19 protein-coding genes, 2 tRNA genes and 1 other annotated feature are annotated in these 18674 nt (G+C 49.9%); of the genes, 11 read left to right on the forward strand and 10 right to left on the reverse strand.

Going from position 1 to position 18674, the window contains the following annotated elements; translation table 11 throughout:
- Nucleotides 1-94: 94 nt before the first annotated feature.
- Nucleotides 95-466: a hypothetical protein gene (locus KNP78_RS09075; RefSeq protein WP_034781184.1), complete on the forward strand. Its 372-nt coding sequence runs from the start codon at nt 95-97 to the stop codon at nt 464-466.
- A gap of 58 nt (nt 467-524) precedes the next feature.
- On the opposite strand, the gene KNP78_RS09080 is transcribed toward KNP78_RS09075, so the two are convergent.
- Nucleotides 525-1397, reverse strand: a complete 873-nt coding sequence (locus KNP78_RS09080) for a hypothetical protein (protein WP_214708911.1) — start codon at nt 1395-1397, stop codon at nt 525-527.
- A 364-nt stretch (nt 1398-1761) separates the two neighbouring features.
- Here KNP78_RS09080 and KNP78_RS09085 point away from each other — a divergent pair, with 364 nt between their 5' ends.
- Nucleotides 1762-1944 (forward strand): hypothetical protein, encoded by a 183-nt coding sequence (locus KNP78_RS09085; RefSeq protein ID WP_240731264.1) that lies wholly within the window; start codon nt 1762-1764, stop codon nt 1942-1944.
- A gap of 180 nt (nt 1945-2124) precedes the next feature.
- Here KNP78_RS09085 and KNP78_RS09090 read toward each other — a convergent pair whose 3' ends face one another.
- Nucleotides 2125-3039 (reverse strand): hypothetical protein, encoded by a 915-nt coding sequence (locus KNP78_RS09090; RefSeq protein ID WP_034781180.1) that lies wholly within the window; start codon nt 3037-3039, stop codon nt 2125-2127.
- A gap of 202 nt (nt 3040-3241) precedes the next feature.
- Between KNP78_RS09090 and KNP78_RS09095 the strand changes: the two genes are divergently transcribed.
- From KNP78_RS09095 to KNP78_RS09105, 3 genes are all read left to right on the forward strand, one after another.
- Nucleotides 3242-4471: an LCP family protein gene (locus KNP78_RS09095; RefSeq protein WP_214823782.1), complete on the forward strand. Its 1230-nt coding sequence runs from the start codon at nt 3242-3244 to the stop codon at nt 4469-4471.
- Between the two features lie 79 nt (nt 4472-4550).
- Nucleotides 4551-5255, forward strand: a complete 705-nt coding sequence (locus KNP78_RS09100) for an SDR family oxidoreductase (protein ID WP_034781176.1) — start codon at nt 4551-4553, stop codon at nt 5253-5255.
- A gap of 27 nt (nt 5256-5282) precedes the next feature.
- Entirely contained in the window at nt 5283-5501 is a 219-nt protein-coding gene (locus KNP78_RS09105) for a PspC domain-containing protein (RefSeq protein ID WP_034781174.1), read from the forward strand.
- Nucleotides 5502-5535: 34 nt separating this feature from the next.
- On the opposite strand, the gene KNP78_RS09110 is transcribed toward KNP78_RS09105, so the two are convergent.
- Nucleotides 5536-6387 carry an aldose 1-epimerase family protein gene (locus tag KNP78_RS09110; RefSeq protein ID WP_251128517.1) on the reverse strand — a complete coding sequence of 284 codons (852 nt, stop codon included), beginning with the start codon at nt 6385-6387 and terminating at the stop codon, nt 5536-5538.
- Between the two features lie 74 nt (nt 6388-6461).
- Here KNP78_RS09110 and KNP78_RS09115 point away from each other — a divergent pair, with 74 nt between their 5' ends.
- Nucleotides 6462-7013 carry a TlpA family protein disulfide reductase gene (locus KNP78_RS09115; protein WP_214823785.1) on the forward strand — a complete coding sequence of 184 codons (552 nt, stop codon included), beginning with the start codon at nt 6462-6464 and terminating at the stop codon, nt 7011-7013.
- A gap of 45 nt (nt 7014-7058) precedes the next feature.
- Here KNP78_RS09115 and KNP78_RS09120 read toward each other — a convergent pair whose 3' ends face one another.
- The 4 genes from KNP78_RS09120 to KNP78_RS09135 form a co-directional block, all read right to left on the reverse strand.
- Nucleotides 7059-7265, reverse strand: a complete 207-nt coding sequence (locus tag KNP78_RS09120) for a DUF3006 domain-containing protein (protein WP_016508383.1) — start codon at nt 7263-7265, stop codon at nt 7059-7061.
- 395 nt (nt 7266-7660) lie between these two features.
- A complete protein-coding gene (locus KNP78_RS09125) occupies nt 7661-8461 on the reverse strand; it encodes an MBL fold metallo-hydrolase (RefSeq protein ID WP_214823787.1) in 801 nt (266 codons plus the stop codon).
- Between the two features lie 180 nt (nt 8462-8641).
- Nucleotides 8642-8715 (reverse strand) — tRNA-Gly (locus tag KNP78_RS09130).
- 16 nt (nt 8716-8731) lie between these two features.
- A tRNA-Gly gene (locus tag KNP78_RS09135) sits at nt 8732-8805 on the reverse strand.
- A 128-nt stretch (nt 8806-8933) separates the two neighbouring features.
- Here KNP78_RS09135 and KNP78_RS09140 point away from each other — a divergent pair.
- The 3 genes from KNP78_RS09140 to KNP78_RS09150 are packed head-to-tail and all read left to right on the forward strand — an operon-like array spanning nt 8934 to nt 10260.
- On the forward strand, nt 8934-9293 hold the full coding sequence (locus tag KNP78_RS09140) for a hypothetical protein (RefSeq protein WP_214823788.1): 360 nt from the start codon (nt 8934-8936) through the stop codon (nt 9291-9293).
- A gap of 2 nt (nt 9294-9295) precedes the next feature.
- Nucleotides 9296-9850, forward strand: a complete 555-nt coding sequence (locus KNP78_RS09145; protein ID WP_214823789.1) for a hypothetical protein — start codon at nt 9296-9298, stop codon at nt 9848-9850.
- Nucleotides 9847-10260 carry a hypothetical protein gene (locus KNP78_RS09150; protein WP_214823790.1) on the forward strand — a complete coding sequence of 138 codons (414 nt, stop codon included), beginning with the start codon at nt 9847-9849 and terminating at the stop codon, nt 10258-10260. The genes KNP78_RS09145 and KNP78_RS09150 overlap by 4 nt, the downstream gene beginning before the upstream one ends.
- Nucleotides 10261-10302: 42 nt before the next feature.
- Here the strand turns inward: KNP78_RS09150 and KNP78_RS09155 are convergent, their stop codons facing one another.
- From KNP78_RS09155 to KNP78_RS09165, 3 genes are all read right to left on the reverse strand, one after another.
- Entirely contained in the window at nt 10303-13431 is a 3129-nt protein-coding gene (locus KNP78_RS09155) for an SH3 domain-containing protein (RefSeq protein ID WP_214823791.1), read from the reverse strand.
- A gap of 161 nt (nt 13432-13592) precedes the next feature.
- Nucleotides 13593-14522 (reverse strand): alpha/beta fold hydrolase, encoded by a 930-nt coding sequence (locus KNP78_RS09160; protein WP_214823792.1) that lies wholly within the window; start codon nt 14520-14522, stop codon nt 13593-13595.
- 19 nt (nt 14523-14541) lie between these two features.
- Nucleotides 14542-16227: a formate--tetrahydrofolate ligase gene (locus KNP78_RS09165; RefSeq protein ID WP_214823793.1), complete on the reverse strand. Its 1686-nt coding sequence runs from the start codon at nt 16225-16227 to the stop codon at nt 14542-14544.
- Nucleotides 16228-16469: 242 nt separating this feature from the next.
- Between KNP78_RS09165 and KNP78_RS09170 the strand changes: the two genes are divergently transcribed.
- Entirely contained in the window at nt 16470-17375 is a 906-nt protein-coding gene (locus KNP78_RS09170) for a carbohydrate ABC transporter permease (protein WP_034781156.1), read from the forward strand.
- Nucleotides 17376-17428: 53 nt separating this feature from the next.
- Nucleotides 17429-18277, forward strand: coding sequence for a carbohydrate ABC transporter permease (locus KNP78_RS09175; RefSeq protein WP_214823863.1), 849 nt, complete (start codon nt 17429-17431; stop codon nt 18275-18277).
- A 105-nt stretch (nt 18278-18382) separates the two neighbouring features.
- Nucleotides 18383-18624: a binding site (T-box leader), on the forward strand.
- The last annotated feature ends 50 nt before the right edge of the window (nt 18625-18674 follow it).

Here is an 18674-nt window from a genome sequence, read left to right on the forward strand (position 1 = left end):
CTCCTCACACTCTAGTTTGACGAAACTTGAACAAAATGTCACTTCACAACGTTTTGTCGGAATCCGATATACTGAAAGAGGGAGGGACGGCGAAATGAACGGAAAGATCACTCTTGGATTGATCAGCGCGTTCGCGCTGGTGTCATTTGTGTTTGGACTCTCACTTGCGACGTTTGTCGATTATCGGATCAATGAAGAACAAGTCGTCCTGGAACGATTGACGACACATAAAAAAATTGGTCCTGCTGAAATCTTGTCGACGGAAGTGGACTTTCATTTGAACGGTTCCAATTATGCCCTGCGTTTTACAGACGAGCCACATATCACCTATTGGTTCAGCGTGGCGGACCGCGAGATCCAATTCGATCGAATCGAATCGTTGGATCGGCGCGATACAGGACTTAGAACCGATCTTTTTGAACAGATGCCACCGCTCGCGATGGAATCGACAAACGCTGCCGAATGAAAACACGAAACGAACGAGTCCGATGAAGGACCCAGAACGTTTCGTGTTTTTTTACTGTTTACTGTACAGAAGGATAAGGGACCAATTCTTTTAAAAATGTATGAGTGCTGACAGATGTTTGGGTGGCTTTTTGTTTTAGTAGGGCGTCTCGCAAGCTTGGTTGGAGCGATGTCACGGTGACCTTGACGTCTTGAATCTTTTTCAACTTTATGAAAGATGATTGTTGGAGGAACGAGAGACCTTCTCGGGTCGTGAATGAGTCGCACGTCATGTGGAGCTCATGAATATGCAAGCGCGAGAACTCGATTCGGCTATACATCGTGCCCACGACAGCACCGTTCCGTCTCAATGAATGGAACGCACCTTGATTTCGATGACATTCGTCGATGGTTCTAGCCGAAACCGGTAAGGCGCCTGGCAAAAGACGGGCGTACTGATTGCGGGTCGATGACCATAACGCATACGTTTCCGGATGCTCAAGGCAGAGTTGCCATTGCGCGTATGTCTCTTTTTGGAACGGTAGTACAGGTAAATCATAAACGGTCGACTCGAGATGAGGTGTGAACCCGATGGCGGTGAACGAATCGAGTCGTTGAAGTGCCTTTGCGTTTTGGACATTTAAAGAGACCATCGTTTTTTGTCCGATATGCGGATGGAATTGATACAAGACGCGATCAATCAACCCACGCAATGCCGCGAAATTTGTATAGGCTGCATCAGTCATGCGAATCTGTTGGGTGGTGGGGAGATCACGATAATCCACGGTGATGGCGGCCATGAGCTCATTTCCTAGCCAACCGGTATACAACGAGCACTGTGGTGGAAAGCTGAACAGATTCGGGACGTGCTGAGGGGGATAAAGATTGTGGAGCAATGGTCGAAGATGGGGTGGAAGTTCACGACTTTCTTTGATTGTAAAGGTCTGCTTCATCCGAGCGGTCCTACTTTCTATATATAATGAGATACCCTTAAATTGTAAGCGTTACCACATATAAATGCTCGTATTAAATCGATGAACATTTATTGGGAAATCAAGGGCGTATTTGTTTCGAAAAATACCCAAAAATCTTTCCGATTTGACGTGGAAATGGCGCAAGGACGAGACTCTATCTGGCTAAGACATACATAAAGAGGTTTGATGGCGGAGGATGAAACAGGGTGTGATATTTGTTAAAACGTAGAACAATCCAATTCAGGTTAAATGAAAAAGACATGCTATACTGATGGGTAAGAAACGAGTCAAGGAGACGACTATGCGATACGTAATAAGTTTTTGGTTATTAGCAGTAGTGTTGATGGGTATACCGCATACGGCGCAGGCGGAAACGAATCCGATCGTTGTCCATGAGAACGTCATCATTGACGAAGCGGTAGAACTATATGAAGGGTTTCGCTCCCCGAACGAGATGGTGTTCATTTTTGTATTGATTGTATTATTATCCGTGATTGGGCTAGGGATTATCAATGCGATTGAATAACGTGAAAACGTTCACAAAAATGCAATATCTGAATCGGAAGCGGTTTCAAATCTGATTTATACTAAACGTGTAGGAAGGAAGTTCTGCACCAACTTCCCCTCCTTTTCAGATGAACACCCCTCGTTCATATCATGTTTTGGAGTCAACCGACGCTGTCGATTGACTCCCTTTTTTGTATGATTAAAATTGGATTCGTTTTTCTTTGGCGAGTCGTCGCAATCGTTTCGTTTCATTCGCGTGGCCACGACTTTCGAGCATATTCACATATACTTTGAACGGTTCTGAACGATGGGAGAAGAAAGGGATATATTCGGCGAACAACTTTTGTTCGGCTTCTGATAAATGGCCGCGCTCCACGAGTAATTCCAGCTCAAGCATCTTTAAGGCTTGATAATCGGCAAGGGCGTTCTCGTCTGTGTGGGCTTTGGCTAATGTGCGGTCGCACAACGTGGTCAAACGTTCACGGAGCAAATTCCATTCGGACGAATTATAAGATTGATCGAGGAGTGTCGAGAGCAGGTCGACCCGAGTCGAGTCAACATCTTTTGGGACATGGAGTGCGGTGTATAAGGAACGATCGATCCAAACGGCGGTCGTGGGGGCATCAAGTTGATAATACTGAATCAGTTGGGATAACATCGTGGTTTGAGACAATTTTAACAACCGGAAAGGATCGCTCGTTGTGAAGAGCGGTTCTTCTCCCGCTGAAGACGACAGCAACAAAAACATTTCTTCGTACATCGTCCGGGCCTCGGGCTCGTCATCCGCGTAATAGGCTAAATCGCGAATGATTTTTTTCGCATGAATGTACCAATTTTTTTGGTCACGTTCACTCATCACTTGGTTCGGTACTACATATAAGTGATCATAAGCCAATTCGACAAAACGTTCAGCGAGGACGATGGTTTGTGAGAGCGAATGACGTTCGTCTGACGATTTTTGTTCTTTATATCGTGTGAACTGGCTGACCATAAAGTCGATGTCTTTCTCTTCAATCACGGTTTTAGGGATGTTTCGATACATCTCGACAATCACATCGCGAAGCGTGGCTTCGCCGTACTGTTCTAGCAACATCCGTAACTTCCCGATACGCATTAGCTCTCCCTCCTTTCAAGAGGACGTCGAACAAAGTAACTGTCCGCAGATGGGCAGACACCAATTATTATTCCTTTCCCGCTTTCGATTCAAAACAACCCTTCCGTCTCATGCTTGAGACGGATTTTTACGTTAACCGTTGTCAGAAAAACGTTTGTCGATGATAATGTAGAAAAATCTAACCATAATTGAGGTATTGCATATGAATGACGATCAACACTTATCACGTGTCGAACGCAGAAAGCGTGAGCTAGAACGGGAACGGTTGAGTGAAGAGGCTCAGCTAAACGAACAAGCTCGACACGAAACGATAGATCATCAAACAAACGAAGAGAACCCGGAAAGATGGGAGACGGGCCGGCAAGCAGAGGCGACACAAGGCGAGCATCCGTTTCTAAACCGAGCGAATGAACAGTCGTCTGAACCAAAAAAGAAAGCGCGCGACGTCCGGAAACCGAAAGCGAAGTTAACCCTTCCGTTCGGCACGAAACGTAAATCAAAGCCACTTCGAGAAGAACGACGGGAACCAAGACGCCAAACACGTGAACCGGAACGAACTCACGTCAAACATGAGGCGACCGCACCGAAAGACAAACCGCGCCGCCGGAAGTGGAAAGGGAAGCTATTGCTTGTCATGTTGCTCCTCCTCATCGGAGTCGGCTATATGGCAACGCGTCCTGTCACGTTTTTAGTGATGGGAAGTGACGCCCGCGTCGGAGAATCATTATCTGGATCACGGACGGACTCTTTACAGTTGATGGAATTTGTACCACGTTCACGCACTGTTCAAAACGTCTCGATTCCGCGGGACACGTATACAGCGATTCCTTGCGAACCAGAACGAGAAGGCGATAAAATCACCCATGCGTTCGCCTATGGCGGTGCGGATTGTACGGTCGGGGCGGTAGAAGGACTGACGGAAACCTCGGTTGACGGTCAAGTCGTGATCACGTTTGAAACGTTTATGGAATTGATTGACCTCGTCGGCGGCGTCAACGTCACAGCGACCCACTCGTTCAGCGAGAAAGGCTTCAATCAAACGTATGAGTACACAGAAGGAGTGTCTTACGCCATGGACGGGGACATGGCGCTCGCCTACGCCCGTCACCGGAAGACAGACACGGACGGTGCCCGCTCTAACCGCCAAACCGAAGTCATGTCGGCCGTCGCCGAAAAATTGGCCAGTCCGACGGGGTGGACGAAAATCCCGGCGACGTATCGTTTCATGAAAGACGAAATGGGACTCGAAATGAATCCGTTGCAGATGGCATCGATCGGAATGACGATGGTATTACAGCCGCAGGTGGATAAACTTCAAATCGAAGGAGAAGACGCCTACATCGATAACGTCTATTACTATCAACCGACCGAAGCGAGTGTTCAAGCCATTCGTGACGCCCTCGACTTGACGATGTGGGGAACGGTGAGATAATTTCGCGAAAAGGGTTTGATTCCGTTCCGAAAGAGGAAATTTAATCAAATGAACTACTCTTTTGAGGAGGGAAATTTGAATGAAAGTTTTAGTCATTGGAGCAACAGGAAAAATCGGTAGACGTGTATTGAAAAGTTTAGCGAAATCGCATCAAGTGACCGCTTTAATTCGTTATCCTGAACTACAGGCAGAGTATGAAAAGATGGGTGCGCGCGTGCTCACCGTCGACGTCGAGAAAGAATTGGATAAAGGGATTCACGAGGCGACCTCGGGACAAGATGCCGTCATCATCGCGGCAACGGCAGGGGCAGATGGATCAAGCAAGGAAATCGAACTGCTGGACCGCAACGTCGCGATGAAAGCGATTGACGCTGCTAAAAAAGAACGTGTCCGTCACGTCGTCTTGCTCAGTGCATACGGCGCGGATCAACCGGACGCGGCACCGAAAGAACATTTCAACTTCTTGTCTGCCAATAACGCGGCCGATGAGTATATCGAACATAGCGGTTTAAACTACACGATCATTTGCCCAGTGACAATTGTAGATGGGCCAGGGAAAGGCTCGATTGAGGCATCGGAAGACTTGAGTGATGCGAATGGTGCGACGATTTCTGAAACGGACGTCGCCACGATCATCACCGCTTCGCTCGATAATCGTGGATTGTATGGCCGTCGGATCGAAGTGAAATCCGGCAGTACCCCAATCAATGAAGCACTCGATTTTGACAGTCGTGGAGAAGTGGCGACTGGAGGCAGAACGACGCTTCGTCGACCACAACGCTAACGAAAATCTGGAGGAGAAGGTGTCCTGATGGAACGAAAATTGTATAAAGATCCGTCTGATCAAATGATTGCCGGTGTCTGTTCGGGACTAGGGAAATACCTCGGGGTCGATGTCACGTTAATGCGCATCATCTTCGTCGTCCTCGCTTTGTTCGGGGGTCCTGGTCTATTGATTTATATCGTCCTGGCCATCGTCATGAAAAAACCGCCGTCAGAGTATGAGGCGGAGCAAGAAAATCGCTTTTAAAAAAACGAGCTGACCGCATTGGTCAGCTCGTTTTTTATTCGGTATAGAGCGTGTAAGTCGCCTCGAACGACTCACCAGGGTCGAGCAGTTGCATATCTTCTTTATGGCGGATGTCCTTCCGATGACCTTTGTAGTCAGCGTGTCCGAACCAAGGTTCGAGACAAGCGAACGGGGCGTCGGAGTGTGGAGGCGACCAGATGCCGAAATGGGTGAAGTGAGGGGATTCCATGACGATGGCCCGACCGCTCGGTTGATGTCGAAGCGCTGCGTACTCGATTTGTTCAAAGATGAGGGCATCTTGGTCGAACAAGTGATGCGTCAGCGGGATGTAACGGCGTTCCCCGAGAGGTTGATAGGCACCCGTCAAGTAAGGTCCTTCGAGCAATAGACGGTCGAGTGTTCGCGTCTCCCCAAAGTCAATCGTATAGTCTTCAAACGTCCCCCCGGCAAATGGGATATTAAAGGCCGGGTGCCCGCCGATGCTGAACGGGAGGACGGTATCATCTCGGTTGACGACACGATACGTCACGCTCAACTCTTCGCCGATGAGCCGATAGATGACATTCAGTTCGAATGAAAATGGATAGTGTTTACGCGTCTCGACAGAATCGCGCAGGATAAAGCGGACGTGGGTATCGGAAGCCTCGGCGACCTCGAACAGTTCGTCGCGCGCAAATCCGTGTTGGCTCATCGTGTACGTCATTCCGTCATATAAGTAACGGTCGTCGAGCAGGCGTCCGACGAACGGAAAAAGGATCGGGGCTTGCCGGCCCCAATACGTTGGGTCACCTTGCCAGAGGAGCTCCGTCCCGTCGACGTTCCAACTGGTCATTTCGGCACCGTGTGCTTTTAGTGTGACGCTAACTTTCTCGTTGTAAAGTTGCAAGATAGTTACTCTCCTTTGAATGATATGATAAGTTAAGTTTAGGAGTGAACAGTACACAGGACAAGGGGTAAATCATGCGATTTCATAAACTAGCGATTGGATTGATCATGGCTGGCCTCGTGGCCGGTTTAGGCTATAAAGGATATGACGAGTTTAATAGTCAGGCGAAGGAACCGGCGGTCAGCATCGCCACGGACGATAGCGTACTTGGCGGTCTCGAGGTCGGTCAACGCGCGCCGGCCCTTGAACTGGAGACGGTCGAAGGGGAACGCCTATCGCTCGCCGATTACAATGGACAGCCGGTTGTAGTGAACTTCTGGGCGACGTGGTGTCCTCCGTGCCGTGAAGAACTACCTGAACTGATTAGATTTAGCGATGAGACGGGCGTCCCTGTGCTAGGCGTGAACATCACGAATAATGAACGTCGCGGCCGACGAGATGTCGATGCATTTTTAGAAGAAGTGCCGCTCAGTTTCCCGGTCCTGTTAGACAAAGACGGCGAGGCTGTAAAAACGTATCGCATTGTGGCCATGCCGACGACCTATGTCATCGGATCAGACGGTGTGATCACCGCCAAACAAGTCGGACCGGTCGATTTCGATTGGTTGCGAGACAAAACAAAGTAAATGAACGGACAAAGACAGACTGGGAGTGAACCGGTCTGTCTTTGTCTACTTTTTATAATGTTGTTTGATGAGCGCATCAAAATTCGGTGTCATGTCTTCCTCGAGATAATAGTGATGATTATCTCGAATGATTGTATCGCCAACACGTGCTTCTGATGGCAAGAATCGTCTTGGGATGAAACTCGAGCCGTTGTTCCAACGTAACACGGCATACTTCCCTTCGACCCGCACCAATGTGCCGTACTTAATCATGCCTCTTCCTCCTCAACGAACAGCTTTCTGTCTCTTTATTCTTATAGAGTGTATTCCCACATTCCACAAAAGCTACACATATTTGCGCAAGGCTGGACAAGCAAATGGGAACTCAAAGAGGTGACAAAATTGTGAAGAAAGTTAGAAGAAAACGCTTTCTTTTTTGTTTGTTTTCTTCTATAATGAAGGCACGGGGTGATTTTGACGAATTTGTGAACAATGGGGGTATGGTCAATGTTTTCATCAGCTATGATTGGATTGCTCGCCTTAACCGGCGTGACCATTTATGGGATTGACCGTATGTTCACGGTCCGTTCAGAGCGCATCACAAAGAAATAGGTCTACATAATAGGGGGGATCGCAACGTCTTGGGGAGACGTTGCGATTTTTTTGTGTCAATAATCTTGCTGCCGTGACTCGCGATCTTTCGCTTTTTGTTCGACGTGCTTACGGTTCCGTTCATGGACGCGTTGGAAAAAGGAGTGCTCGGGCCAATGGGGAGACCAAACCCGTTCCTCGGGCAGAGCGAGGATATACTCTTCGGCCGCGCTCAGCCGCTCCATCATCTTGCTGCGATCGTCGCATAAATCGCCGTGGCCCGGGACGAGCCAACGAATCTCATACTCATAAATGGCGGCTTGGAGTTTTTGCAAGGAATTCAAATACGCCTCGGCATCGTGTTCGATGAACGGAGGCTCGATATTGGACCCGTAGTCGCCACAAATCAGGAGCCGCAGCGGTTCGACGATTAAAGACATATGAGTCGACTCGTGTCCTGGCGTCAATAAAAACGTGATGGGGGTAGAGCCGAGTGCGAGCGTCCCGTCCTCGGAGATCATGATGTCGACGGCGGGTTTGACGATGGGGCGATCGATATAATACTGCTCATAAAACGACTGGATCTCGTCTAACTGCGAGCGCGCATCCGTCTCGACGAACGCCTGAGATGCGATGACGGTCGCATCGGGAAACGCATAGGCACCGATAATATGGTCGTAATGCTGGTGCGTATAGATGACATACAGCTTTTTGCCTTGTCGACGCAGTTCGACGTCTCGGCGGATGGTGGCAATCTCTTCAGGCAGCCAGTTCGGGTCGATGACGATTAAGCTCTCATTCGTCTCAATCAACGTCGAAGTCGTTCGCATGAGTGCACTTTCGTAAACAGTGAACGGTTGAAGACGTACTTGAATCACGGGAATCCCTCCTTCTTGTCTTCCATCCTTTTCCCGAATCGTCATCATTTAAGCGTCGCCGGTATGACTGCTATTATCGCGAAAAACAAAAAAAGCAGAACGTCGAATGACGTCCTGCTTCATGCACGGTGTACCGTGCGGTTATGTGTGCGAGCAAATTCTCGCGTATATGTCGGTAATTGGAGCGGGTGAAGAGAATCGAACTCTCGTCATCAGCTTGGAAGGCTGAGGTTTTACCATTAAACTACACCCGCATATGAAATTTTAAAATGGAGCGGGTGAAGAGAATCGAACTCTCGTCATCAGCTTGGAAGGCTGAGGTTTTACCATTAAACTACACCCGCGAAACGCTTAACGTTACGGTAATATAATAGCACAGGATTTTAGCTTTGCAAACCCTTTTTTGAAAAAACATTGGTTGTTGCGGCTAGGTCGTCTTGCTAAGATAATAGAGGAGAGGAGTGGATGGGGCATGAGTGAGCGTAAATCCTATTTACAGATGATGAGCGAAGGGTTTCGGATGATGAAACAATCCAAACAACTCAACCACGAGACGAAGCTTCGCCAATGGATGTTCTCGATTAATCGCGAGTCGGACTGGCAGGTGATTCTTCGAACGGAACGATTGAAATGGATCGGCCCGGCGACGAATGAGTTCATCGTCGAACCGCTATCCGTTCAAATTGGGGCACTTCAGCTCACGCGTCATCTCGAAACGAACGAAGTACGTTTGACTATCGATGAAGAATGGGGAATTGAAAGTAAGGTCGTCTGTGACGACCAGGAGTGGGAACGATTCGTCGCGTCGCTCAAACAATTGAAGGGGGAGTAGTCGTGAGTCGAGAAAGGCTATATCGGATTGAAGCGGAAGCTTGTGGGAGTGCCTGGCGGGCCCGTGTATTGACCGGCATCCAACGATTCCGCTTTTTTAAAGGGGAATTGCTCGCACCGACTGAACGTCCTTATGTCGTCTTGAGCATCTCACAAGACAAGCAGGCACTCCCCGATTTGATTGAGACGGATATGGGAGTGTTGCTCATCCATGAACGAATCGGTCCAATTTTTATGAACTTATGCCCATACGATATTCAGCTTGTTCGAGTCGAGTTGCACACGAGCACAGGGAAGACGAATCAATATTGCGCGCTCAACGTATTGCGTCGCTTCGAGATTGAGCATCTCGAAGATTCAGGCGAATATCGACCGTTAGACCCGGACCGACTCTATTTTTTATCACATCAAACCGTAAGATTAAACTTATTCGGGCACATGATTGCCCAAGACCAAAACAGTCAACGTCTTTACGTGACCGAGCGCCTCAAATATGCGCTCCAAGCGAAGATGGTGACAGGTCTAGCATTCAAGAAGACGAAGGAGCAAACAGCATGAAGGAATACGAAATTGACGGTTGGATCCGTCTATCCTACCCAGAACACTTTGAATACAATGAAGAAGAAGACCATGTCAGCTTTTATTCGGTAGAAGCCGACGCCCAAGGGACGCTTCAGATGTCCATCTATGAAGCCGAGGAAGCGCAAGCGCCGAGCGACGCGGCTCTCCAAGAGTTGAACACATTTTTAGGCGAGTTCCCGATTGACGTCAAAGTCGCCCCGAGCGTCACGACGGAGGCAGGCGGCATGACGACGGCCTATGCGAGCGGTATCGAGGACGGCATGCATCTCGACGTCTGGTCGCTGACAGACGGGAGACGGCTTTTGTTTTTGACGTATGTCGCCGATGAAGTGACGAATGAAAAGTTGGAAATCGAATCGATTATCGACTCGATCGAATGGACATAACAAGAGACACGCACCTATAACGGTTGCGTGTCTCTTTGTGTCTTACTGGAATTTCGGTACATCGAAGTAAAGCGTGTAGGCGTCAAGCTGTTGGTACATGTTATACATACTGGTTGTTTGTTTCGTCGCCCATGCGATGTCTGAAGCGTATTGGTCTGTGCCGGTGTTACTTGGATTGAACCGCATCTTATAGAGTGTGTTCTGTTTCCGGCTCGGATTGTTGATATATGAGTCGCCGATGAACTTGGCACCGCCGATGATGGCAGCTTCCGGTGTGAACCAGCCTTCTTTATAAGCGCGTTCGGCACCTTTGACATGGGCGTTCCCATCGATCGCACCAATGCCATACATGTTGTAGACGGTCTTCGGCGTGACGGCCTTGCCGTCGACGCTCGAGACGAGCGTTCCGGTAGCGAGGCCAGATGTGCCGTGACCTGTTTCAATCAATGCATGTGACAATAGATAAATCTCATTGACGTTATGCGTGCGTGAGGCGTCGATGAACGCCTGGCCACGGCCTGCTAAAATACCTTTTCCAATGAGCGACTTGTTCAAGACGCTGGCAGTCAAGTCAGCGCCCTTCGACAAATCTAGGAATTGGAAGTACTCACGCGAAGTTTTAGCAAACGATGATGGGGAGACTTGGCGCGTGATTTCTTCATCCGTCGCCCGTCGCCATGATTGGTCGAAGACACGGATATGGTATCCGCTCGGACGATAATAAGCGATTGTATAGTATTGATCCGTTTCCCCTGTAATGGCGACATCTTCACCGGGATTGATTACCCCAAACGAGTGGGACGTCATCGCTGCATCTTTTAATACATTGACGTTCCCAGCGACGTTAGCGGCACTCACGTATCCGGTGAATAATCCGTACTTCACTTTGTACCACGTCGTCGAGCCGACTTTATGTGTACCAAGGTAGTCGAGTTTCGTATTGGTCGATACGCTGGTCACGTTCGTTGATGCTGACGATGCGGTCGCCTTCAAATACTGGAATCGAGTTGAGTACAGTTCGGTTGCTATGACTTTTCCGGCCGGTGCGGTCGCTGTTGCCATGACATAGCCCGTAAAGGAACCATATTTCACTTTATACCAAATTGCGGTCCCGACTTGCTGAGAGCCGAGGTAAGCAAGTTTAGTGTGATTCGGTAACGTAGCGAGAGTCGTTGCAGAAGACGAAGCGGTAGATTTTAGATATTGAAACTTCGTCGTGAATAGTTCACCTGTCGTGCTCTTGGAAATCAGCGACTTCGGCACATACGCGTTCGCGGCCCGGAAAGCGTCTGATTGAGAAATGACGTTTCGCTGGGTAGCCACCATCGTCGCGAGCGTATACGGATAAGCCGTCTCTGTGATCACCATCTCTTTACTGCCGGCAACAGGCGGCGTGTACGGTTTCGTATACGTGAGGGAGATGTACCCTTTCACGAGCGAACCGTTGACGAGATACGAGATGACGCCCCAGTCGCTACCGACGATCGGTTTCACTTTGACGACCGTGCCGTTCGCGAGCGTGCCGATAACGTTTCCGTCCACCGGCTTCGTCCGAACGTTCAACGTGCCATTGTTAGCGACGACGACCTCGACTTCCCGTTCAGCTTCTAACTGTTCTTCCGGAGCCGGTGGCTTGTCGGCGAAATAAGCGGCGGTCGCATAGCCCGTGAGCGAGCCGTACTTGATTTTGTACATCGAACTCGTCAAGCCAGCCTCAGAAATTTGCTGAACTTTCGTTCCCGTCGGAATGACGGCGATTTTTGTTTTCGGTGAAACAGACCGGTCATAGAGGACGACTCGTTGCGTCGTATAATAATCGGTCACGACGATCACCTCCGGTTTGTCGACTGAGAAATGGCGTGAAGCTGCATAGCCCGTTTTCCCGTCGTAACGTACTTTAAACCATGAGCTCGACAATCCACTCTGCGAAATCTGCTCGATTTTCGCGCCGAATGGAATCGTGTCAATTTTCGTCGCACCCGAAGCCGATGAATTATACATCGCCACGTTGCGAATCGCGTAATAAGGTTTGATCACAATCACTTCTGGCGGAGTCGTCGAGAAGTTTCGAGCCGCGGCATAGCCGGTCACGCCATCATATTCAATCTTGAACCACGAACTTGCGAGTCCGGCCTCTGACACTTGTGTCACTTTGCTACCGGCCCGGATTGTCCGTAGACGTTCCGCCCCTGAAGCTGATGATTTATACAAGACGAGGTCACGAGCGGCATAGTAAGGCGTCCGCACGACGGTTTCTGGTTTTGTCTTTGAGAAATTACGTGCTGCCGCATAGCCGGTCACGCCATTGTAGCGGATTTTGAACCAAGATGAGCTCAGCCCTGGCATCGCGAGTTGTTCGACTTGGGCACCGAGTGGGATCGTCGCGATTTTCGTCGCGCCCGAGGCGGAACTGTTATAGAGAGCGACGTTCTTGACCGCGAAGTAAGGGGTCGTCGCTTCCGGCGTCAAGAGCGAAGTCGAGAAGTTCCGGGCCGGGGCGTATCCGACGGTCGAGCCGTACTCGATTTTAAACCACGAACCGGTCGCGCCGAGTGAGGCGAGGTGCGTCACTTTGGCACCTGCCGGAATCGTTCCAATTTTCGTCGCCCCTGAACCTGTCGAGTCATACAGCACGGCTGTCTTGACAGCATAGTAAGACGTTTCGACAGGCGTCGTCGGTGTGAAGTAGCGGGCTGCAACGTAACCTGTATATTTCCCGTAAGTCACTTTCATCCACGAGCCGGTCGCGCCGTGCGAAGAGATATAGGTCACGGTCGCGTCTTTCGGGATCGTCGTGAGGATGACGGCAGAAGTCGACGTCGACGAACGCAAGTTGACGTTCGCGTCCGCTGTGTAGGCCGATGCCGTTGTCGTCGCTGTCTTTTCAACGGTTGATTTTAATGTCAAATACGTCGCCGACACGTAGCGTTTTTCGCCCTCGAATTCGATTTGGGCCCAGTTATCGTTCGTTGTGTACACTTGAACGGTCTCGCCTTGCGTCAATTTCCCGACAATGTCCGAAGTGGTCGAAGTGGCGGAACGTACGTTTAAAATAGATGTATTCACGGTTCCTTCGTATGTTGCTGCATATGAATGAGCGGGAACAAGCGTACTCAACATTGTGCTAGAGATGAGGACGGCCGTGCTCAATCGTGTGATTGTTGGCTTCAATGTGTTACCCCTTTCGGTGAATACAGATCAACATGTATGTATTCATGTAGTGTGCGGTCTAAGTATAGCGTACTTAAAAATTGGAAAGAAGAATGTAAATTACAAAAAAGGTAAATGAATTAGAAAAGCGATGTATTATTATGGAAAGAAAAAAGAACCTCCTAGGAAATGGAGGTTCTTTTTTCGATTTGTACGGTTTGATGCATCCAATCGCCGATATCGGTCCACACGTCTTGTCGTTGTCGTTCACGCAAAATCTCATGTCTGGCATTGTCATAGGTGAGAACGGTCAACTCGATATCGGCAATTTGGTGTTTACGAACGATTCCCGTGAGTCCTTCACCGTCATGGACGACCGGATCGTCAGCCCCGACAACGAACAAGATGGGTAACGTTTTCGGATGCTCGTGAATCCGGGCAGTGGAGGTCACATCGAGTGAGGCGCGGGCGACCTCATGCAAGTAGCCGAGCGTCGGAATCCCGCCGCAATCCGGGTCGTTTACATAGGCGGATACTTCTTCTGGAACGCTTGAAATCCAATCGCTCTCGGTCGTGGCGGGTAAGAACTTTAAGTTGTATCGTCCGAACAGCAAGCGTTCGAAAAAGCGAGATTCATATTGGCTCCCTTTGAACCGGATGGCCAAATCGATTGCATACAGTCCGACCCGCCCGATCCATCCCGAATGCGGAGGCGGAGACACGGCGATGACGCCAGCCAGGCGATGACCTAACCGTTGCCCGAGGCGACGGGCGAGCAGTGAGCCGAAACTATGGCCGAGGACGACGGTCGGCAACTCGTCTTGATAGTGATCGAGGAGTGAGATAGCGTCATCAACCATTTGATCAAATCCTTCATGTGGAGACAAGTGGGCGTAAGTGGACTGATCCCGTGCCAAAGAACCGGCACCGCGGAGATCGCATAGGAATACGTTAAAACCAATTTCTGACAAAAAAACAGCGAATTCGACATATCGTCGGTGATGCTCGAGCATACCGTGAAAGATGAAGCAATTTCCAATTGGTTGTGAGGCGGGAATGTGTAGCACATGCGTCCGATACCCGTCCGCATACGTATGTTCCGTGACGTCCATCTGTATCCCTCCGTGTCGTTTAAAATAATCCGATCGCTTTACCGGTCTCGTCGATTCCCATATTCAAGGCGGCCGGTTGCTTCGGCAGACCTGGCATCGTTAAGACGTTTCCGGTCAAGGCGACGAGGAAGCCAGCGCCGACCGACGGTTTCAACTCTCTTACGGTCACAGTGAACCCATGCTGGTAGCCGAGTTTCGTCGGGTCGTCTGACAGCGAGAACGGTGTCTTCGCCATACAAATCGGCAAGTGTTGCCAGCCGTTCGCTTTGATTTGAGCCATTTGTTTTTTTGCGGTCGCGGTGAAGGTGACGTCGGCCGCCCCATACACTTCACGGGCAATCGTCAAGATTTTTTGTTCGATCGAATCGGTCAACGCATAGAGCGGGGTGAACGCACTCTCATTCGACTCAATCGTCTCGATGACGGCCTCGGCGAGCGCACGTCCGCCTTGGCCTCCGTTTGACCACACTTCACTGAGCGCGACTCGAATGTGGTTCGCTTCACACCAGTCGAGGACGGCCGCCAACTCTTCAGTCGTGTCTGAATTGAATCGGTTGAGGGCGACGACGGTCGGCAAGCCAAGTTTCCCCATCGTCTCGACATGTTTGACAAGAAGTTTTAATCCGTTCCCGACGGCCCCGACGTTCTCGACGTGGAGTTGGTCTTTGGCGACGCCACCATGCATTTTCAAGGCACGGACTGTCGCCACGAGGACGACGGCGTCCGGATTTAATTTACCGATGCGTGACTTGATGTGACAGAACTTCTCGGCACCGAGGTCGGCTCCGAATCCGGCTTCGGTGACGACGTATTCACCGAGCTTGAGCGCAGTTTTTGTCGCAATCAACGAGTTGCAGCCGTGAGCGATGTTGGCGAACGGACCACCATGAACAAGCGCGGGCGTCTGTTCGAGTGTTTGCACCAAGTTCGGCTTGAACGCTTCTTTCAACAACAGTGTCGCGGCCCCAGCCGCCCCGATTTGTTCGGCCGTGATCGGTTCGTTGTCTTGATCGTAGGCGACGACGATGCGCTTGATGCGTGCCTCAAGGTCGGTCAACGAATCGGCGAGGCAGAGGATGGCCATGATTTCGGACGCCACGGTGATGTCAAATCCGTCTTCACGTGGTACCCCGTGGGCACTGCCGCCTAGTCCGATCGTCACGTGACGAAGTGCACGGTCATTCAAGTCGAGGACACGTTTCCAGACGATTTTACGGACGTCGATCCCGAGGTCGTTCCCTTGATGAAGATGATTATCGAGCATGGCGCTGATCGTGTTATGAGCTGCGGTGATCGCATGCATGTCACCTGTGAAGTGAAGGTTGATGTCTTCCATCGGCAACACTTGGCTGAAACCGCCGCCGGCCGCACCGCCTTTTAAGCCCATCGTCGGACCGAGTGATGGTTCACGTAGACAAACGATTGCTTGTTTATCAAGTTGATTCAACGCCTGTCCAAGTCCGACGGTCACGGTCGACTTTCCTTCACCGGCTGGAGTCGGATTGATCGCCGTAACGAGGATGAGTTTCCCGTCTTCTCGAGTCGCCATCCGATCGATGACATCGAATGATAACTTGGCTTTATATTTCCCGTATAGATCGAGGTCATCTTCTTGTAAACCGAGTTTTTCCGCAATCTCTTTGACAGGTAGCATCTCGGCTTGTTGGGCAATTGTTAGGTCGGATAACGGTTTAATCGTCGTCATGTATAAAATCCCTCCACTTTCGAACATTATAATCTATTTAGTCCATTTCATTCGTGAATCGACCCGGAATCAAGGTTTAATCTTTCGTTGGGGAAGACTCGTTCGTGTTGTCATTGAGTTTATCATAACCCATCGCTTCGTAGAATTCACCCATTGAGTGCAATATATTCCACCCTTTCCGTCAAATGTATCCGTTTTCATTTTTGGTCCAGGAAGGTAAGTTGATAGTGGAGGCGATGAACATGACAGAAACACCGAAACGAATCAAACGGAGACGAAATTGGAAGAAGCCGGCGAGTTTTATCGCATTCGTTGGTCCGGCCTTTTTGGCATTTGTGGCAATCGTGCTTATTCCATTTTTCAACGGGATTTATTACAGTTTCACAGATTGGAACGGTGTGACGGGGCAATTGAATATGGTCGGACTGGACAACTACCATCGGATTTTATTTGAAGATGAACAGTTCCGCGCTTCGTTCTGGATCACAACGAAATATACGCTCGTGGCCGTGGTGCTGACGAATATCGTCGGTTTCCTATTGGCTTTACTATTGACGATGAACATTAAGACGCGCAATATCCTGCGCACCGTCTTTTTCATGCCAAACTTGATTGGCGGGCTCATTCTCGGGTTCATTTGGCAGTTTATCTATGTGAAGGGCTTTGAATCAATCGGGGCACTGACCGGGTGGAGTCTGTTCGAGCTGCCGTGGCTAGGTGACGCTCAGACGGCGTTCTGGGGCATCGTCATCGTCGCCATTTGGCAAGGTGGGGGCTATGTCATGGTCATTTACATCGCGGCGCTCCAAAATGTGCCGACAGATTTACTCGAAGCGGCTAAAATCGATGGGGCAAACCGGTTGAAGATGCTTCGTCATATCACCCTCCCGATGATAATGCCGTCGATCACGATTTGTCTGTTCTTGACCATCTCATGGTCGTTCAAAGTATTCGATACGAACTTATCACTGACGAACGGCGGGCCGTTCAAATCGACGGAGATGCTCGCTTTGAACATCTATACCGAATCGTTTGTGAATAATAACTACGGACTCGGCTCGGCGAAAGCAGTCATCTTCTTCCTCGTCGTCGCGGCGATTACCGTCACGCAAGTGTACTTGACGAAAAAGCGGGAGGTGGAGGCATGACGACGGAAAAAATTGAACGCATCGAAGCGAATATCGATCAGGCACCACGACAAATGTTGCCGCAAAAGCCGTTGCGGACGGGCGGATATACGGCGGGGCTCGGTCTCGTCGAGTTGGTGGCGATTTTACTCGGGCTCTTGTACCTCGTCCCGTTCTATTACGTCATCGTCAACTCGTTCAAATCGATCGCCGAGATTTACACGAATACGTCTGCCTTGCCGAACGTTTGGCTCGCCTCGAACTATTCAGAGGCATGGGAGGCGATGAACTATGGACGCGTCTTCTTGAACTCGCTCCTCATCACGGCCGGCGCGAACCTACTGATCGTGTTGTTCACATCGATGGCGGCTTGGAAGCTCGTCCGGACGAAACATTGGATTTCGACGGTCATCTTCTTCTTGTTCGTCGCGGCGATGGTCATCCCGTTCCAGTCAATCATGATTCCGCTCGTGAAAGTATCGAGCGTACTCGGGTTGTTAAACAGCCATTGGGGACTGATGGTCATGTATCTCGGGTTTGGGTCAGGCATCTCCGTGTTCTTATATCACGGGTTTATGAAGTCGATTCCGGAAGAAATCGAAGAAGCAGCCATCATTGACGGTTGCTCGACGTGGGGCGTCTTTTGGCGCATCGTGTTCCCGCTTTTAAAACCGATCACGGTGACGATCGTCATCTTGAACAGCCTTTGGATTTGGAACGATTTTCTGTTACCTTCACTTGTCCTCCGAGACATCGAACTGCGGACGATTCCGCTCGCGACGTTCTATTTCTTCGGACAATATACAAAACAATGGGATTTGGCACTCGCTGGTTTAGTCCTTGGGATCGTTCCGCTCCTCGTCTTTTTCTTCGGTATGCAAAAGCATATTATCAAAGGGATTACGAGCGGCTCGATCAAATAACCCTTCCCAAGGGATCTCCCCCGTCCGCTACACGGGGGAGAATTTTTTTGAAAAAAGCTGTTGACATTCGTCGGAATATTTATAATAATTGGGTCAATTCAATTGTGAACGACATTGAAAGGACGAGTACACAGAAGACGTAAGCAAAGCGAGCCGGGGAAGGTGAGAGCCCGGACTGAAATCTCTGTCGAAGAACCTCCTGGAGTCGCTACCCGAACGCTTTGCAAGTAGACGTAGCCGGAATGTTCCCCGTTATCGGAACTACGAGATGTTCGTCTCGAAAAAGTGAGTAGATTCGTCTACTAATTTGGGTGGCACCGCGGAGCTTGAAGCCTTCCGTCCCATAGTCCATGGGATTGGAGGGCTTTTTTCTATTGCTCCGTCCCAAAATCCCACA

Origin of the sequence: Exiguobacterium sp. s28, assembly GCF_018618135.1 — a bacterium.
Lineage (GTDB): Bacteria > Bacillota > Bacilli > Exiguobacteriales > Exiguobacteriaceae > Exiguobacterium > Exiguobacterium mexicanum_A.

Bases quoted from the DNA above. Each gene is read 5' to 3' on its own strand.
- KNP78_RS09075 (WP_034781184.1), top strand. From the start codon at position 95: ATGAACGGAAAGATCACTCTTGGATTGATCAGCGCGTTCGCGCTGGTG.
- KNP78_RS09080 (WP_214708911.1), bottom strand. From the start codon at position 1,397: ATGAAGCAGACCTTTACAATCAAAGAAAGTCGTGAACTTCCACCCCAT.
- KNP78_RS09085 (WP_240731264.1), top strand. From the start codon at position 1,762: ATGGGTATACCGCATACGGCGCAGGCGGAAACGAATCCGATCGTTGTC.
- KNP78_RS09090 (WP_034781180.1), bottom strand. From the start codon at position 3,039: ATGCGTATCGGGAAGTTACGGATGTTGCTAGAACAGTACGGCGAAGCC.
- KNP78_RS09095 (WP_214823782.1), top strand. From the start codon at position 3,242: ATGAATGACGATCAACACTTATCACGTGTCGAACGCAGAAAGCGTGAG.
- KNP78_RS09100 (WP_034781176.1), top strand. From the start codon at position 4,551: ATGAAAGTTTTAGTCATTGGAGCAACAGGAAAAATCGGTAGACGTGTA.
- KNP78_RS09105 (WP_034781174.1), top strand. From the start codon at position 5,283: ATGGAACGAAAATTGTATAAAGATCCGTCTGATCAAATGATTGCCGGT.
- KNP78_RS09115 (WP_214823785.1), top strand. From the start codon at position 6,462: ATGCGATTTCATAAACTAGCGATTGGATTGATCATGGCTGGCCTCGTG.
- KNP78_RS09120 (WP_016508383.1), bottom strand. From the start codon at position 7,265: ATGATTAAGTACGGCACATTGGTGCGGGTCGAAGGGAAGTATGCCGTG.
- KNP78_RS09140 (WP_214823788.1), top strand. From the start codon at position 8,934: ATGAGTGAGCGTAAATCCTATTTACAGATGATGAGCGAAGGGTTTCGG.
- KNP78_RS09150 (WP_214823790.1), top strand. From the start codon at position 9,847: ATGAAGGAATACGAAATTGACGGTTGGATCCGTCTATCCTACCCAGAA.
- KNP78_RS09160 (WP_214823792.1), bottom strand. From the start codon at position 14,522: ATGGACGTCACGGAACATACGTATGCGGACGGGTATCGGACGCATGTG.
- KNP78_RS09165 (WP_214823793.1), bottom strand. From the start codon at position 16,227: ATGACGACGATTAAACCGTTATCCGACCTAACAATTGCCCAACAAGCC.
- KNP78_RS09170 (WP_034781156.1), top strand. From the start codon at position 16,470: ATGACAGAAACACCGAAACGAATCAAACGGAGACGAAATTGGAAGAAG.
- KNP78_RS09175 (WP_214823863.1), top strand. From the start codon at position 17,429: ATGTTGCCGCAAAAGCCGTTGCGGACGGGCGGATATACGGCGGGGCTC.